The sequence below is a fragment of the Bacillus sp. FSL K6-1218 genome (assembly GCF_038006445.1).
Classification (GTDB): Bacteria; Bacillota; Bacilli; order Bacillales; family Bacillaceae_G; genus Bacillus_A; species Bacillus_A thuringiensis_S.
In genome coordinates, this window is sequence record NZ_JBBOVE010000001.1 from 730,001 (window position 1) to 744,067 (window position 14,067).

The following is a 14,067-nucleotide window of genomic DNA, read 5'->3' on the forward strand; positions in this document are numbered from 1 at the left end:
CTTCGTTCTCTCTTGAATGTATCCTGAGTACGGCGGAACACGTGAAATTCCGTCGGAATCTGGGAGGACCATCTCCCAAGGCTAAATACTCCCTAGTGATCGATAGTGAACCAGTACCGTGAGGGAAAGGTGAAAAGCACCCCGGAAGGGGAGTGAAAGAGATCCTGAAACCGTGTGCCTACAAATAGTCAGAGCCCGTTAATGGGTGATGGCGTGCCTTTTGTAGAATGAACCGGCGAGTTACGATCCCGTGCAAGGTTAAGCTGAAGAGGCGGAGCCGCAGCGAAAGCGAGTCTGAATAGGGCGTTTAGTACGTGGTCGTAGACCCGAAACCAGGTGATCTACCCATGTCCAGGGTGAAGTTCAGGTAACACTGAATGGAGGCCCGAACCCACGCACGTTGAAAAGTGCGGGGATGAGGTGTGGGTAGCGGAGAAATTCCAATCGAACCTGGAGATAGCTGGTTCTCCCCGAAATAGCTTTAGGGCTAGCCTTAAGTGTAAGAGTCTTGGAGGTAGAGCACTGATTGAACTAGGGGTCCTCATCGGATTACCGAATTCAGTCAAACTCCGAATGCCAATGACTTATCCTTAGGAGTCAGACTGCGAGTGATAAGATCCGTAGTCAAGAGGGAAACAGCCCAGATCGCCAGCTAAGGTCCCAAAGTGTGTATTAAGTGGAAAAGGATGTGGAGTTGCTTAGACAACTAGGATGTTGGCTTAGAAGCAGCCACCATTTAAAGAGTGCGTAATAGCTCACTAGTCGAGTGACTCTGCGCCGAAAATGTACCGGGGCTAAATACACCACCGAAGCTGCGAATTGATACCAATGGTATCAGTGGTAGGGGAGCGTTCTAAGTGCAGTGAAGTCAGACCGGAAGGACTGGTGGAGCGCTTAGAAGTGAGAATGCCGGTATGAGTAGCGAAAGACGGGTGAGAATCCCGTCCACCGAATGCCTAAGGTTTCCTGAGGAAGGCTCGTCCGCTCAGGGTTAGTCAGGACCTAAGCCGAGGCCGACAGGCGTAGGCGATGGACAACAGGTTGATATTCCTGTACCACCTCTTTATCGTTTGAGCAATGGAGGGACGCAGAAGGATAGAAGAAGCGTGCGATTGGTTGTGCACGTCCAAGCAGTTAGGCTGATAAGTAGGCAAATCCGCTTATCGTAAAGGCTGAGCTGTGATGGGGAAGCTCCTTATGGAGCGAAGTCTTTGATTCCCCGCTGCCAAGAAAAGCTTCTAGCGAGATAAAAGGTGCCTGTACCGCAAACCGACACAGGTAGGCGAGGAGAGAATCCTAAGGTGTGCGAGAGAACTCTGGTTAAGGAACTCGGCAAAATGACCCCGTAACTTCGGGAGAAGGGGTGCTTTCTTAACGGAAAGCCGCAGTGAATAGGCCCAAGCGACTGTTTAGCAAAAACACAGCTCTCTGCGAAGCCGTAAGGCGAAGTATAGGGGGTGACACCTGCCCGGTGCTGGAAGGTTAAGGAGAGGGGTTAGCGTAAGCGAAGCTCTGAACTGAAGCCCCAGTAAACGGCGGCCGTAACTATAACGGTCCTAAGGTAGCGAAATTCCTTGTCGGGTAAGTTCCGACCCGCACGAAAGGTGTAACGATTTGGGCACTGTCTCAACCAGAGACTCGGTGAAATTATAGTACCTGTGAAGATGCAGGTTACCCGCGACAGGACGGAAAGACCCCGTGGAGCTTTACTGTAGCCTGATATTGAATTTTGGTACAGTTTGTACAGGATAGGCGGGAGCCATTGAAACCGGAGCGCTAGCTTCGGTGGAGGCGCTGGTGGGATACCGCCCTGACTGTATTGAAATTCTAACCTACGGGTCTTATCGACCCGGGAGACAGTGTCAGGTGGGCAGTTTGACTGGGGCGGTCGCCTCCTAAAGTGTAACGGAGGCGCCCAAAGGTTCCCTCAGAATGGTTGGAAATCATTCGTAGAGTGCAAAGGCATAAGGGAGCTTGACTGCGAGACCTACAAGTCGAGCAGGGACGAAAGTCGGGCTTAGTGATCCGGTGGTTCCGCATGGAAGGGCCATCGCTCAACGGATAAAAGCTACCCCGGGGATAACAGGCTTATCTCCCCCAAGAGTCCACATCGACGGGGAGGTTTGGCACCTCGATGTCGGCTCATCGCATCCTGGGGCTGTAGTCGGTCCCAAGGGTTGGGCTGTTCGCCCATTAAAGCGGTACGCGAGCTGGGTTCAGAACGTCGTGAGACAGTTCGGTCCCTATCCGTCGTGGGCGTAGGAAATTTGAGAGGAGCTGTCCTTAGTACGAGAGGACCGGGATGGACGCACCGCTGGTGTACCAGTTGTTCTGCCAAGGGCATAGCTGGGTAGCTATGTGCGGAAGGGATAAGTGCTGAAAGCATCTAAGCATGAAGCCCCCCTCAAGATGAGATTTCCCATAGCGTAAGCTAGTAAGATCCCTGAAAGATGATCAGGTTGATAGGTTCGAGGTGGAAGCATGGTGACATGTGGAGCTGACGAATACTAATAGATCGAGGACTTAACCATATAATATGAAGCAATGTTATCTAGTTTTGAAAGAATATAAAAAACTTGTTGACTTTAAAAGTTAAATGAGTTACAATAATTCTTGTCTTAAATGAATACAGTCTGGTAATGATGGCAGAGAGGTCACACCCGTTCCCATACCGAACACGGAAGTTAAGCTCTCTAGCGCCGATGGTAGTTGGGACCTTGTCCCTGTGAGAGTAGGACGTTGCCAGGCAAAATGGAGGATTAGCTCAGCTGGGAGAGCACCTGCCTTACAAGCAGGGGGTCGGCGGTTCGATCCCGTCATCCTCCACCATATATGTCGGAGGGGTAGCGAAGTGGCTAAACGCGGCGGACTGTAAATCCGCTCCTTCGGGTTCGGCAGTTCGAATCTGCCCCCCTCCACCATTCTTAATTATTGGGCTATAGCCAAGCGGTAAGGCAACGGACTTTGACTCCGTCATGCGCTGGTTCGAATCCAGCTAGCCCAGCCATTAAGAGCCATTAGCTCAGTTGGTAGAGCATCTGACTTTTAATCAGAGGGTCGAAGGTTCGAATCCTTCATGGCTCACCATTTTCAATGAAATATGCGGGTGTGGCGGAATTGGCAGACGCACTAGACTTAGGATCTAGCGCCTTTGGCGTGGGGGTTCGACTCCCTTCACCCGCACTTTTAATAAAATAACTCATACATGTCTTGCGGAAGTAGTTCAGTGGTAGAATACAACCTTGCCAAGGTTGGGGTCGCGGGTTCGAATCCCGTCTTCCGCTCCAATTTTCAATATGACATGCCGGGGTGGCGGAACAGGCAGACGCACAGGACTTAAAATCCTGCGGTGGGTGACCACCGTGCGGGTTCGACCCCCGCCCTCGGCACCATATGCGCCCGTAGCTCAATTGGATAGAGCGTTTGACTACGGATCAAGAGGTTAGGGGTTCGACTCCTCTCGGGCGCGCTTTTATTAACGGGAAGTGGCTCAGCTTGGTAGAGCACCTGGTTTGGGACCAGGGGGTCGCAGGTTCAAATCCTGTCTTCCCGATATTCCAAAAAACATGGGGCCTTAGCTCAGCTGGGAGAGCGCCTGCCTTGCACGCAGGAGGTCAGCGGTTCGATCCCGCTAGGCTCCACTTTATTTAATATATGTCTCGGAGGTATACCCAAGTTCGGCTGAAGGGATCGGTCTTGAAAACCGACAGGCGGTGAGAATCGCGCGGGGGTTCGAATCCCTCTACCTCCTCCATTTTCTTTTTAAATGGTTTAGACATATAAAAATAATATATTTATTTTTTCCTTCATGGAGGTATACCCAAGTTCGGCTGAAGGGATCGGTCTTGAAAACCGACAGGCGGCGAGAGTCGCGCGGGGGTTCGAATCCCTCTACCTCCTCCATTTTTTAATTTAATATTGTCGCGGGGTGGAGCAGTACGGTAGCTCGTCGGGCTCATAACCCGAAGGTCGCAGGTTCAAATCCTGTCCCCGCAACCAAATGGTCCCGTGGTGTAGTGGTTAACATGCCTGCCTGTCACGCAGGAGATCGCCGGTTCGACCCCGGTCGGGACCGCCATTTATGTTGGCTCGGTAGCTCAGTCGGTAGAGCAGAGGACTGAAAATCCTCGTGTCGGCGGTTCGATTCCGTCCCGAGCCACCATTTTTTTTATGCCGGCTTAGCTCAATTGGTAGAGCAACTGACTTGTAATCAGTAGGTTGGGGGTTCAAGTCCTCTAGCCGGCATCATTTAGGGGCATAGTTTAAAGGTAGAACTGAGGTCTCCAAAACCTCCAGTGTGGGTTCGATTCCTACTGCCCCTGTAAAGTATATGGGCCTATAGCTCAGCTGGTTAGAGCGCACGCCTGATAAGCGTGAGGTCGATGGTTCGAGTCCATTTAGGCCCACCATATATTATTCCGCAGTAGCTCAGTGGTAGAGCTATCGGCTGTTAACCGATCGGTCGTAGGTTCGAGTCCTACCTGCGGAGCCATGGCCCGTTGGTCAAGTGGTTAAGACACCGCCCTTTCACGGCGGTAACACGGGTTCGAATCCCGTACGGGTCATACAAAAAAGAGTCAGCATTATGCTGGCTCTTTTTTATTTTGTTGATCCTTTTTATAATGTTACTTTCCAGAAATAAATAAAGGAATTTTGGAAAAGCTATGGTATGTATAAAAAGGAGGAAATAAATAATGACACGAGTTAGAGACTTAATGAGTACCCGTATTGTACATTGTACACCGCTAGACAATGTATATGAGGCAGCTGTAAAAATGAAGGAAGAATCGGTTGGATTAATTCCTGTTGTTGAAAATGAGCAAGTTGTTGGGCTTGTTACTGATCGAGATTTAGTTGTTCGAGGGATTGCTGAAAAACATCCTGGATCTAATAAAATTACAAATGTAATGACAACAAATATTATCTCAGTTTCTCCAAATGATTCTATTGAAAAAGCTACAGAGCTAATGGCACAGTATCAAATTAGACGGTTACCAGTAGTTGATAGTGGTCAGCTTATTGGCATGTTAGCACTAGGAGATTTAGCTATAAGGGAATCGGCAGATGATCAAGCTGGATTTGCCTTGAGCGAAATCTCAGAGCATACGGAATAAATCGAAAATTTAATTAACCAAGATTTTAATGATCACTCATAAAGAGCTAAATTATATATAAAGTTCAGATGCATTATTCTAGTATATATGGATTAAACTAATATGTTAGCGTGATGTATCTGAGGCATTATATAATAAGTATATGGTGAATACTTTCGACAGTTTTTTAAAATTTGTTATTCTTAATTTTTAATAAGAGAAAAGATGATATACTGATAGATATAAGTATTATGATAGATTTCGAATATAACAATATTAATTTTTAATAGTACGATAATAAATTAATATTTCCTACATAGATGAAAAGGGAAGGGGAATTATATGAAGGCTGTACAGGGCGATCCAAATTGGAATTTGGTTACAGATACATATATAGAACCAAATAATTTCGCTGAATTATTTTCTTTGCTTGTACCTTGCCACCCAAAAGGTGAGGGGAAAGAACGAACTATATTAGTATGGAAAGAGAAAGAATTTTATAAAGAAGAAAATTTAGCGGCATTTATCGTATATGGCATGAATAAAGTAAAGAATTTACCGCAGTTTCATAAAGATGAAATTCCAACTTTAGTGCGTATTCTTCGCTTATGCCAAGAGATTGGTTGGTATGAAGAGGCAAATACTTTTATGATAGCGCAAGGATTAGCTGAGTTTGTTCATACTTCATTGGAATATGAAACATGGGATCTTTTGACGCAATCAGTTGCTTTAAACTATTTAATTATTAAATATCGTATCGGTGAGTTGATAGATAGGGATATTGAAATTTGGGATAGAGTTAAATTTAATGAGAAATGTATAACAGAGTGTAAACATTTATTATCTCATAAAGAAGTATTGGAATTTACATTCTTTTATATGTGCAAGAGAGCAAAATCATTATCAAAAGAGCAATTAAATAGTGATATGATGAGTTTAGCAATGTATTGTAATACTTTCGTATATGATTTATATACACATGATTTATTACGTAAATATCGTAAGTGTACAGATTTCCTATCATATTATGGACCTAGTCAGGCAGTTTTAGCATGTCAAAGAGCTGTATTATCTCAAATTTCCGATCGCTTAGACCCGTTAAAGACAACTCATGTAGATGATTATTTATATGTGATGAAAGAAATGATGGAGCATATGACGCTAGGAGTAATGGATCGATACGGTCATTTTATTGGCAAGCTACTATCTTATGTACCATTTTTCGAAATGATACAAGTTCCACAACATGCATATTATTGTGAAGAATTACTGTATATTTGTAAGGGCATTGAATATAAAGAAGAAACACTACGCAATTATATATTTATACAATTACATGATTGTTTACCATCATTCTTTAGGCTATTTCTTAAAAATAAGCGTTACGCAACGATTCATGATATTCTTTTCTATTGGTGCGATGACGAACAACGAATGAGCTTAGAGAAAAAATATAATCTGAGCTTTATTTATGAAAAATATGCTTGTGGATAAACAATATTTTCGATATGAAAAATTAATATAAATTAAAAAGGATCTCCAGTTTATGTGAGATCCTTTTTTGTTAGTAAAACAAGGAGAAAGTGATTAAGACAAGAAATAACATTCCATATAGGAGAAGTTGTGCAGTATAACTTCCTTGTATACCAAAAAAAGTATTGGCTTTCTTATACAAATTCAATATGTATTTTATTGGAGTATCTTTGAAAGATTGGTACACAGTGTCTCCTCTTTCTAAGCTTCTTGTTCTTGTTTTTGTTTATAAGGGACATTAATATATCTAGCTACAAATAATAAAACAGCCATAAAGAATACTGGAAATACAGTAGATAAATAAAAGCCATTACTAATTATATTTGTTATGAGAGCACTCAAAAGAAAAATAGCATTATAAATATGGGCAATTTTTTGTTTTAGTTGCACTTGAAATGATTCCATCATAATTTCTAATGCAACAAAAGCAATAATAATAGATAAAAATACAATGTTTGTATTGTAAATGATTAAACAACAGATTAAACCTAAAAAGGCTACGTATTCAATTATAAGAGGTATATTGCGTGGCATACAATTTACCTAACTAAATATGGCAGTGGATTTACTGCATTTGTTTTTTCAAAATTCCATTCTCCATTATGTAATTCAAAATGAAGATGTTGCCCGTATGAATGACCTGTGTTTCCCATATGACCTATTAATTGTCCAGTTTGTACTTGATCACCAGCTTGTACAGTGCGATCCTTCATATGAGCATAAACAGTTGTATATAATTTCCCATTGATTTGATGCGCAATGAAAACAACATTGCCATAGCTAGCTGAATAATAAGATTTCACAACTTTACCTGCAGCAGCAGCTTGGATAGAGACGTTTCCTGGAGCGGCAATATCTATACCATAATGCATTTGTTCCCAGCGTATATCAAAGGTTGAGCTAATTCTTCCTTGAGCGGGGAATTTGAAAGCAGCTGGAATTGATGAAGGCTGATCTGTTTTAGCTTGTGGTTGATTTTGTACTACATAGTGTTTTGCTACATATCCGTATCCTGTGCCAAAACGAATTTTATACCAAGTTCCTACAGTTTCTACTACTTGTACTTGTGTACCGTTTTGTAATGAACCGAGTAGAGCGCTACTTGTACTAGCGTTGCTACGTACATTTAGATTAGATGTTGCAACAGTATATTTTGTATTATTTTGAACGGTGATTCCTTTTACTAAGGGTTGTGAACCATTAGAGATGAATGTTTTTTGTACGTAACCTGTTTGGCCATTATGTGATATTTTATACCATTCGCCTTGATCTTCTTGAACGGTAATAAACTTGCCATTTGGTAATACATCTAAAATAGAAGATTCTAAATTAGGTTCAGAGCGAACGTTTAATGCATTAGCATTAACGATGTATTGATCATTAGATTGAAGTTTGTTTTTTAGTAAAATAGCATCTTTTTGTACATAACCTACTTTATTGTGAACAGATACTTTATACCAAACATTAGTTGTTTCAAGGATGTTCACTTTTGTATTAAAGCGAATTGTATCAATTGATGTGCTTTTTACATTATCTTCTGTATGCAATGCTACTTGGTCAACTTTGACATACCCAGTTTTAATATTAGATAATTGTTCAGCGTTTGCTTTTTGTACATTTATTTCACCCATAGAAGGAAGTAAAGAAGCAATCGCTACAGTAGTTGCTGTTAAAGCAGTAGCTTTCATATTCATGGAATAGAGACCTCCTCTAGTTGTATAGTTGTAATTTTATTATAGTATAAAGATATAATATAGTGGGTGTATTCACATAAATGTAATATGAAATCAATATAAAAATAAATTTTTTGAGGATAATGATTCCTTTTTATACGATTAATTAGGGTTTTATATTCTAAAATAGAATGAATGCATTGTATAATTTAGATATTTTGTTGATAATTAAGAAAATTAAAACAGTTGATGATGTCTTATTAGGGTGTTATACTGACAGTGATAATTTTATAGTTTGCTAGGAGAGCTGGTGTTGCCAGCTGAGAGTAGGCCGTAAGCCTTTGATCCTTTTTATTACCTGATCTAGATTATGCTAGCGTAGGGAAGCAATTCGGACACTAACAATGAGTCCCCGTTTCTTTGCGTATAGAAACGGGGCTTTTTTATTTGAAAATTTCATATTGAAACCACTAGGGGTGCTTGATTTGCTGAGAGAGGAATAATCCTTAACCCTTACAACACCTGATCTAGGTAATACTAGCGAAGGGAAGTGGAACATCGAATAAATGTATAATTTTATTTGCTGTAACCACTTCTTATATATAGAAGTGGTTTTTTATTTAGATACATATATTGAAAGGGGATAGAGAAATGAAATTTTGCGATAGATTATTAGAAACTGTGCAACCGGTTTGGGAGATGAGTCATAATCATCTGTTTGTAGTGGGTATGGGAGATGGCACGTTAGAAAAAGATAAATTCCAGTATTATATTATTCAAGATTATTTATATCTGCTAGATTATGCAAAGTTATATGCGATTGGTGTTGTAAAAGCAACGAATCCACAAGTAATGGGAAAGTTTGCTGAACAAATTGATGGAATATTAAATGGCGAAATGACAATTCATAAACAATATGCAAAAAGGCTTGGAATTTCTATAGAGGAGATAGAGTCTGCGAAACCATCTGCTAAAAATTTAGCTTATACAAATTACATGATGTCTGTATCTCAAAATGGCACACTTGCGGAATTAATAGCAGCGCTTCTTCCATGTATGTGGAGTTACTGGGAAATTGGAAAGCGTTTAAATGATATTCCTGGGGCAAGAGATCATGAGTTCTTTGGTGAGTGGATTCAAGGATATAGTTCTGAAGAATATGGTAACCTTTGTATTTGGTTAATAGATTTATTAAATGAAATGGCAGTTGGAAAGTCTGAGAAGGAACTAGACCGATTAGAGGAGATTTTCCTATATTCCAGTCGATTTGAATATTTATTCTGGGATATGTCCTATCGTAAGGAGATGTGGGGATTTGAGGAGCAAGAACATACTACAGTTTCATAATGTTTCTTTTCATTATGATGAGAAGCCAATCATCCATGAATTAAATGCTTCTATACACGAGAAAGAGTTTGTAAGTATTATCGGACCGAGTGGATGTGGGAAAAGTACTTTATTTCGCCTTATTACAGGTCTAGAGAAGGTAAGTACTGGACAGATAGAACTGACAGAAACGAAGCACCATCCTGTAGGGTATATGCCGCAAAAAGATATGCTTTTGCCGTGGAGAACAATTATTGAGAATGCCGCGTTGCCGCTAGAGTGCCAAGGTGTACAGAAGAACGAAGCACAAGTAAAGGCAAAGGAACTGTTACATAAATTTGGTTTACAAGGATATGAGACAAAACATCCGAAAGATTTATCTGGTGGTATGAGGCAACGCGTATCTTTTATCCGAACTTTATTAACGGGCGGGGAGATATTGTTATTAGATGAACCGTTTAGCGCGTTAGATGCTTTAACGAAGGCCTCTTTGCAAGAATGGTTGTTTGAACAATGGCAAGAGTGGGAAAAAACAATTTTATTCATTACTCATGATGTTGAAGAAGCGTTATTTCTTTCGAACCGAGTTTTAGTAGTGGAACAGCAGCCGATAACGACTTTGACTGAGCGGATTGTACCGCTTGATCATAACAGAACACGAAAAGATTTATATAAACCGGAAGTATTAGCGCTGAAAGATGAGCTTCTTAGTATGTTACAAAGGCAGGTACTTGTGTGATGAACCAATTGAAAGAATTAGTTCCTGCTATTACACTTTCTAGTATTTTACTTGCTGTGTGGGAAATAGGAGCAAGAATTGTAGATGAGATGTACATTTTACCGTCACCGTCTGCGATTGTAATGAAGATATGGAAACTAAAAGACATATTATTTACAGTTCATTTACCTGCAACGCTATACGTCGTTTTAATAGGTGTTGTTATCTCTATCGTATTAGGTGTAGTGCTAGCGATGTTAATGAATGCGAGTACATGGATGGAGAGAGCATTTTATCCATTATTAGTTGCTTCACAAACGATTCCGATTACTGCGCTTGCTCCGCTATTTGTTTTATGGTTTGGATACACAATTTGGAGTAAGGTTGTTGTCACAGTTTTAATTACGTTTTTCCCAATTGCGGTCAATACGTATGATGGACTGCGTAGTACAAAAAAAGAATGGGAGGAGCTCTTAGTTACATATGGAGCAACAAAAAGAGATATTTTTCTTAAATTAAAGTTGCCGTCTGCTCTTCCTTATTTTTTCTCAGCTTTAAAAATTGCAGTTCCGCTTAGTGTTATCGGAGCAGCAATTGGAGAATGGCTCGGTGCACAAGCTGGGCTTGGGTATTTCAGTAAGAGAATGATGACGCAGTTAGATGGAGCTGGCGTATTTGCACCCATTGTATTGTTATCATTATTAGCTATTTTCTTCGTCGTACTTATTTCCATATTAGAAAAGAAATTCATTAGTTGGAGGAAGCATTCATGAAATTTTTAAAGCGCATCTTTGTGTTTACATTATTAATTGCAATGATTGCAGGATGTTCGAGTAATTCAGCATCAGACAAAAGTAAAAAAGAGAAAGAAATAACAGTCATGTTAGATTGGTATCCAAATGCGGTACATAGCTTTATCTATGCAGCAATTGAAAAAGGATACTTTAAAGAAGAAGGTGTAAAGGTAAATATTAAATTCCCTTCTAATCCGACTGATCCATTAACACTGGCAGCAGCAGGGAAGGTGACAGTTGGCTTGTACTATCAGCCAGATGTTGTTATGGCGAGAGCGAATGAGCAAATTCCAGTGAAATCAATTGGGGCTGTCGTACGTTCACCATTAAATCATGTTGTATCACTGAAATCAGCAGGCATTCAATCACCGAAAGATTTAGAAGGAAAAACAGTAGGATACTCTGGAACACCTTTAAGTGAGATGTATTTAAAAACGATGGTAAAAGAAGCTGGTGGTAATCCTGATACAGTGAAAGTAGTTGATGTTGGATTTGATTTAGTACCAGCATTAATTACGAAGAAAGTAGATGCTGTAACAGGGGCGTACATTAACCATGAAGTACCTGTTATGCGTCATGAAGGCCATGAACCAGCGTACTTTAATCCAGCTGATTACGGAGTACCAAATTATCATGAGCTTGTGTTTGTAACGGGTGATAAAACGTTGAAAAAAGATAAAGAAGCGTTGCAAGCTTTCTTACGTGGTACGAAAAAAGGCTATGATTTCATGAAGAAAAACCCAGATGAAGCATTGAATATTTTATTAAATCATCAAGAAAAAGAAAACTTCCCACTTGTGCCGGAAGTTGAAAAGGAAAGTATGAAAATTTTATTAGAGAAGATGGAAACGAAAGATGAGCCATTCTTATCAGATTCAAAAGAGTCTTGGGAGAAACAAAATAAATGGCTGAAGGACAAAGGAATGACGAAAGAAATCGTTCCGGCCGATGAGCTATTCGAAAATATTTTAAAGTAGGCGAATGAATATGAAAAATGAGCTCCACGTAATCTCAAATGGCCATATGTCATTCGAAGAGTTAGTGAATGTAGCGATGCAGATTGAGAGTGAGATTGATTATTTGCATATTCGTGAGCGTGAGAAGAGTACGAAGGAATTATATGAAGGGGTGGAAGGTCTTTTAATGGAGGGATTTCCAGCTTCTAAAATTGTTATAAACGATCGAATTGATATCGCCATTTTATTAAATATTCCTCGTGTTCAACTAGGATATCGAAGCACAGATGTAAAGTCAGTGAAAGAAAAGTTTTCGTATTTGCATGTCGGTTATTCTGTGCATTCGCTAGATGAAGCGATTGTAGCATTTAAAAATGGAGCGGATTCACTCGTTTATGGCCATGTATTTCCGACAGAATGTAAAAAAGGTGTGCCAGCGAGAGGGCTTGAAGAAATCGCAGACATTTCAAGGTGTTTATCTATACCGATTACAGCAATTGGAGGAATTACTCCAGAAAACACAATGGATGTTCTTACTAACGGTGTAAGCGGTATAGCAGTTATGTCCGGAATTATAAGTAGTAGTAACCCATATAGCAAAGCGAAATCTTATAAGGAATCAATAAGAAAGTGGGCGGAAAAACATGTGTGAGAAGTATGATGTAGCGATTATTGGTGGTGGTGTAATTGGTAGTTCAGTTGCACATTTTCTAGCAGAAAGAGGACATAAAGTAGCGATTGTCGAGAAGCAAAGAATTGCATCGGAAGCTTCGAAAGCAGCTGCTGGTTTACTTGGTGTTCAAGCAGAATGGGATGCGTATGATCCGCTATTTGAACTTGCTAGAGAAAGCCGAGCTATATTTCCACAACTTGCAACAGTTTTACGTGAAAAGACGGGTATTGATATTGGATATGAAGAAAAAGGAATTTATCGTATTGCTCAAAATGAAGATGAGAAGAAAAGAATTCTTCACATTATGGATTGGCAGCAAAAAACAGGTGAAGATTCCTATTTTCTAACGGGGAACCATTTGCGGGAAAAAGAGCCGTACCTATCTGAATCCATTATAGGAGCAGTATATTATCCGAAAGATGGTCACGTTATTGCACCAGAGCTTACGAAAGCATTCGCACATTCTGCGGCAACTTCCGGTGCGGATATATATGAACAGACAGAAGTGTTTGATATTCGTATTGAAAATAATAAAGTGACCGGAATTGTTACAAGTGAAGGTATGATTGCATGCGAGAAAGTTGTTATTGCTGGTGGTTCATGGAGCACGAAGTTACTAAGTTATTTTCACCGCGATTGGGGTACATATCCAGTTAAAGGAGAAGTGGTTGCAGTAAGAAGTAGAAAACAACTTTTAAAAGCACCTATTTTTCAAGAAAGATTTTATATTGCTCCAAAGCGCGGTGGACGTTACGTAATTGGGGCAACAATGAAGCCTCATACGTTCAATAAAACTGTACAGCCAGAAAGTATTACTTCTATATTAGAGCGGGCTTATACAATATTGCCAGCTTTAAAAGGAGCAGAATGGGAAAGCACGTGGGCAGGATTAAGGCCACAATCGAATCATGAAGCTCCTTATATGGGAGAGCATGAAGAAATAAAAGGTTTATATGCTTGCACGGGCCATTATCGAAACGGTATTTTATTAAGTCCTATGTCAGGCCAATATATGGCTGATTTAATAGAAGGAAAGCAAGAGAATCATTTGCTAGATTCATTGCTTTCTAGAAGAGTTTAGAAAGGGGATGGAAGTTTGAATTTAAAAATTAATGGTAACCAAATTGAAGTGCCAGCGAGTGTAAAAACAGTAGCTGAGCTACTTACACATTTAGAGCTAGATAACAGAATTGTTGTAGTAGAGCGTAATAAAGATATTTTACAAAAAGATGATCATACAGATACATCTGTTTTTGATGGAGACCAAATTGAGATTGTAACTTTCGTAGGAGGCGGTTGAT

At 40.3% G+C, this 14,067-nt stretch carries 11 protein-coding genes, 20 tRNA genes, 2 rRNA genes and 2 riboswitches (1 of these 35 running past the window's edge); of the genes, 31 read left to right on the forward strand and 2 right to left on the reverse strand.

Translation table 11 applies throughout. From position 1 onward, the window contains the following. From MHI26_RS03660 to MHI26_RS03775, 24 genes are all read left to right on the forward strand, one after another. A 23S ribosomal RNA gene (locus tag MHI26_RS03660) occupies window positions 1–2,531 on the forward strand; it begins 391 nt to the left of the window's first position. A 101-nt stretch (window positions 2,532–2,632) separates the two neighbouring features. After that, window positions 2,633–2,748 (forward strand): 5S ribosomal RNA (gene rrf, locus MHI26_RS03665). A 5-nt stretch (window positions 2,749–2,753) separates the two neighbouring features. Then, a tRNA-Val gene (locus tag MHI26_RS03670) sits at window positions 2,754–2,829 on the forward strand. Between the two features lie 8 nt (window positions 2,830–2,837). Further along, a tRNA-Tyr gene (locus tag MHI26_RS03675) sits at window positions 2,838–2,921 on the forward strand. An 11-nt stretch (window positions 2,922–2,932) separates the two neighbouring features. Continuing rightward, a tRNA-Gln gene (locus MHI26_RS03680) sits at window positions 2,933–3,007 on the forward strand. A 4-nt stretch (window positions 3,008–3,011) separates the two neighbouring features. Continuing rightward, window positions 3,012–3,087: transfer RNA gene (locus MHI26_RS03685), tRNA-Lys, on the forward strand. 15 nt (window positions 3,088–3,102) lie between these two features. Next, a tRNA-Leu gene (locus tag MHI26_RS03690) sits at window positions 3,103–3,183 on the forward strand. A 29-nt stretch (window positions 3,184–3,212) separates the two neighbouring features. Continuing rightward, window positions 3,213–3,287 (forward strand) — tRNA-Gly (locus tag MHI26_RS03695). Window positions 3,288–3,303: 16 nt separating this feature from the next. Next, window positions 3,304–3,392 (forward strand) — tRNA-Leu (locus MHI26_RS03700). Window positions 3,393–3,395: 3 nt separating this feature from the next. Then, window positions 3,396–3,469: transfer RNA gene (locus MHI26_RS03705), tRNA-Arg, on the forward strand. A 10-nt stretch (window positions 3,470–3,479) separates the two neighbouring features. Then, window positions 3,480–3,553: transfer RNA gene (locus MHI26_RS03710), tRNA-Pro, on the forward strand. A gap of 15 nt (window positions 3,554–3,568) precedes the next feature. After that, window positions 3,569–3,641: transfer RNA gene (locus MHI26_RS03715), tRNA-Ala, on the forward strand. A gap of 20 nt (window positions 3,642–3,661) precedes the next feature. Beyond that, window positions 3,662–3,754, forward strand: a tRNA-Ser gene (locus MHI26_RS03720). A gap of 56 nt (window positions 3,755–3,810) precedes the next feature. Beyond that, window positions 3,811–3,903, forward strand: a tRNA-Ser gene (locus MHI26_RS03725). A gap of 19 nt (window positions 3,904–3,922) precedes the next feature. After that, window positions 3,923–3,999 (forward strand) — tRNA-Met (locus MHI26_RS03730). A 3-nt stretch (window positions 4,000–4,002) separates the two neighbouring features. Continuing rightward, a tRNA-Asp gene (locus MHI26_RS03735) sits at window positions 4,003–4,078 on the forward strand. An 8-nt stretch (window positions 4,079–4,086) separates the two neighbouring features. Continuing rightward, window positions 4,087–4,162: transfer RNA gene (locus tag MHI26_RS03740), tRNA-Phe, on the forward strand. Between the two features lie 10 nt (window positions 4,163–4,172). Beyond that, window positions 4,173–4,245 (forward strand) — tRNA-Thr (locus MHI26_RS03745). A gap of 6 nt (window positions 4,246–4,251) precedes the next feature. Further along, a tRNA-Trp gene (locus MHI26_RS03750) sits at window positions 4,252–4,322 on the forward strand. A gap of 10 nt (window positions 4,323–4,332) precedes the next feature. Beyond that, a tRNA-Ile gene (locus MHI26_RS03755) sits at window positions 4,333–4,409 on the forward strand. An 8-nt stretch (window positions 4,410–4,417) separates the two neighbouring features. Beyond that, window positions 4,418–4,492: transfer RNA gene (locus MHI26_RS03760), tRNA-Asn, on the forward strand. A gap of 1 nt (window position 4,493) precedes the next feature. Then, window positions 4,494–4,565: transfer RNA gene (locus tag MHI26_RS03765), tRNA-Glu, on the forward strand. Between the two features lie 129 nt (window positions 4,566–4,694). Then, window positions 4,695–5,114 carry a CBS domain-containing protein gene (locus MHI26_RS03770; RefSeq protein WP_000199019.1) on the forward strand — a complete coding sequence of 140 codons (420 nt, stop codon included), beginning with the start codon at window positions 4,695–4,697 and terminating at the stop codon, window positions 5,112–5,114. A 321-nt stretch (window positions 5,115–5,435) separates the two neighbouring features. Next, window positions 5,436–6,587 carry a DUF3965 domain-containing protein gene (locus MHI26_RS03775; protein WP_000648917.1) on the forward strand — a complete coding sequence of 384 codons (1,152 nt, stop codon included), beginning with the start codon at window positions 5,436–5,438 and terminating at the stop codon, window positions 6,585–6,587. 240 nt (window positions 6,588–6,827) lie between these two features. On the opposite strand, the gene MHI26_RS03780 is transcribed toward MHI26_RS03775, so the two are convergent. Beyond that, window positions 6,828–7,160, reverse strand: a complete 333-nt coding sequence (locus tag MHI26_RS03780; protein ID WP_001137821.1) for a hypothetical protein — start codon at window positions 7,158–7,160, stop codon at window positions 6,828–6,830. 5 nt (window positions 7,161–7,165) lie between these two features. After that, on the reverse strand, window positions 7,166–8,320 hold the full coding sequence (locus tag MHI26_RS03785) for an SH3 domain-containing protein (protein ID WP_061667665.1): 1,155 nt from the start codon (window positions 8,318–8,320) through the stop codon (window positions 7,166–7,168). 269 nt (window positions 8,321–8,589) lie between these two features. Further along, a riboswitch (TPP riboswitch) is annotated at window positions 8,590–8,701 on the forward strand. A 60-nt stretch (window positions 8,702–8,761) separates the two neighbouring features. Next, window positions 8,762–8,865: riboswitch (TPP riboswitch) on the forward strand. Window positions 8,866–8,950: 85 nt separating this feature from the next. On the opposite strand from MHI26_RS03785, the gene tenA reads away from it, so the two are divergent. From tenA to thiS, 7 genes are read left to right on the forward strand one after another with little or no spacing between them, the layout of a single operon-like run. Further along, window positions 8,951–9,646, forward strand: coding sequence for a thiaminase II (tenA, locus tag MHI26_RS03790; protein WP_000666815.1), 696 nt, complete (start codon window positions 8,951–8,953; stop codon window positions 9,644–9,646). After that, complete coding sequence (locus tag MHI26_RS03795) at window positions 9,615–10,364, forward strand: ABC transporter ATP-binding protein (protein WP_001256794.1); 750 nt, start codon at window positions 9,615–9,617, stop codon at window positions 10,362–10,364. Before tenA ends, MHI26_RS03795 begins: the two co-directional genes overlap by 32 nt. Further along, on the forward strand, window positions 10,364–11,116 hold the full coding sequence (locus tag MHI26_RS03800; RefSeq protein WP_061667664.1) for an ABC transporter permease: 753 nt from the start codon (window positions 10,364–10,366) through the stop codon (window positions 11,114–11,116). The genes MHI26_RS03795 and MHI26_RS03800 overlap by 1 nt, the downstream gene beginning before the upstream one ends. Further along, entirely contained in the window at window positions 11,113–12,114 is a 1,002-nt protein-coding gene (locus tag MHI26_RS03805) for an ABC transporter substrate-binding protein (protein WP_061667663.1), read from the forward strand. The genes MHI26_RS03800 and MHI26_RS03805 overlap by 4 nt, the downstream gene beginning before the upstream one ends. Before the next feature lie 10 nt (window positions 12,115–12,124). Further along, window positions 12,125–12,745, forward strand: coding sequence for a thiazole tautomerase TenI (gene tenI / locus MHI26_RS03810; protein WP_000787177.1), 621 nt, complete (start codon window positions 12,125–12,127; stop codon window positions 12,743–12,745). Next, entirely contained in the window at window positions 12,738–13,847 is a 1,110-nt protein-coding gene (thiO, locus tag MHI26_RS03815; RefSeq protein WP_061667662.1) for a glycine oxidase ThiO, read from the forward strand. The genes tenI and thiO overlap by 8 nt, the downstream gene beginning before the upstream one ends. 15 nt (window positions 13,848–13,862) lie before the next feature. Beyond that, window positions 13,863–14,066 carry a sulfur carrier protein ThiS gene (gene thiS, locus MHI26_RS03820; RefSeq protein ID WP_001049502.1) on the forward strand — a complete coding sequence of 68 codons (204 nt, stop codon included), beginning with the start codon at window positions 13,863–13,865 and terminating at the stop codon, window positions 14,064–14,066. The last annotated feature ends 1 nt before the right edge of the window (window position 14,067 follow it).

Coding starts and splice junctions, on each gene's coding strand:
- MHI26_RS03770 (WP_000199019.1), top strand. CDS start 4,695: ATGACACGAGTTAGAGACTTAATGAGTACCCGTATTGTACATTGTACA.
- thiO (WP_061667662.1), top strand. CDS start 12,738: ATGTGTGAGAAGTATGATGTAGCGATTATTGGTGGTGGTGTAATTGGT.
- MHI26_RS03780 (WP_001137821.1), bottom strand. CDS start 7,160: ATGCCACGCAATATACCTCTTATAATTGAATACGTAGCCTTTTTAGGT.
- MHI26_RS03800 (WP_061667664.1), top strand. CDS start 10,364: ATGAACCAATTGAAAGAATTAGTTCCTGCTATTACACTTTCTAGTATT.
- MHI26_RS03785 (WP_061667665.1), bottom strand. CDS start 8,320: ATGAATATGAAAGCTACTGCTTTAACAGCAACTACTGTAGCGATTGCT.
- MHI26_RS03805 (WP_061667663.1), top strand. CDS start 11,113: ATGAAATTTTTAAAGCGCATCTTTGTGTTTACATTATTAATTGCAATG.
- MHI26_RS03775 (WP_000648917.1), top strand. CDS start 5,436: ATGAAGGCTGTACAGGGCGATCCAAATTGGAATTTGGTTACAGATACA.
- tenI (WP_000787177.1), top strand. CDS start 12,125: ATGAAAAATGAGCTCCACGTAATCTCAAATGGCCATATGTCATTCGAA.
- tenA (WP_000666815.1), top strand. CDS start 8,951: ATGAAATTTTGCGATAGATTATTAGAAACTGTGCAACCGGTTTGGGAG.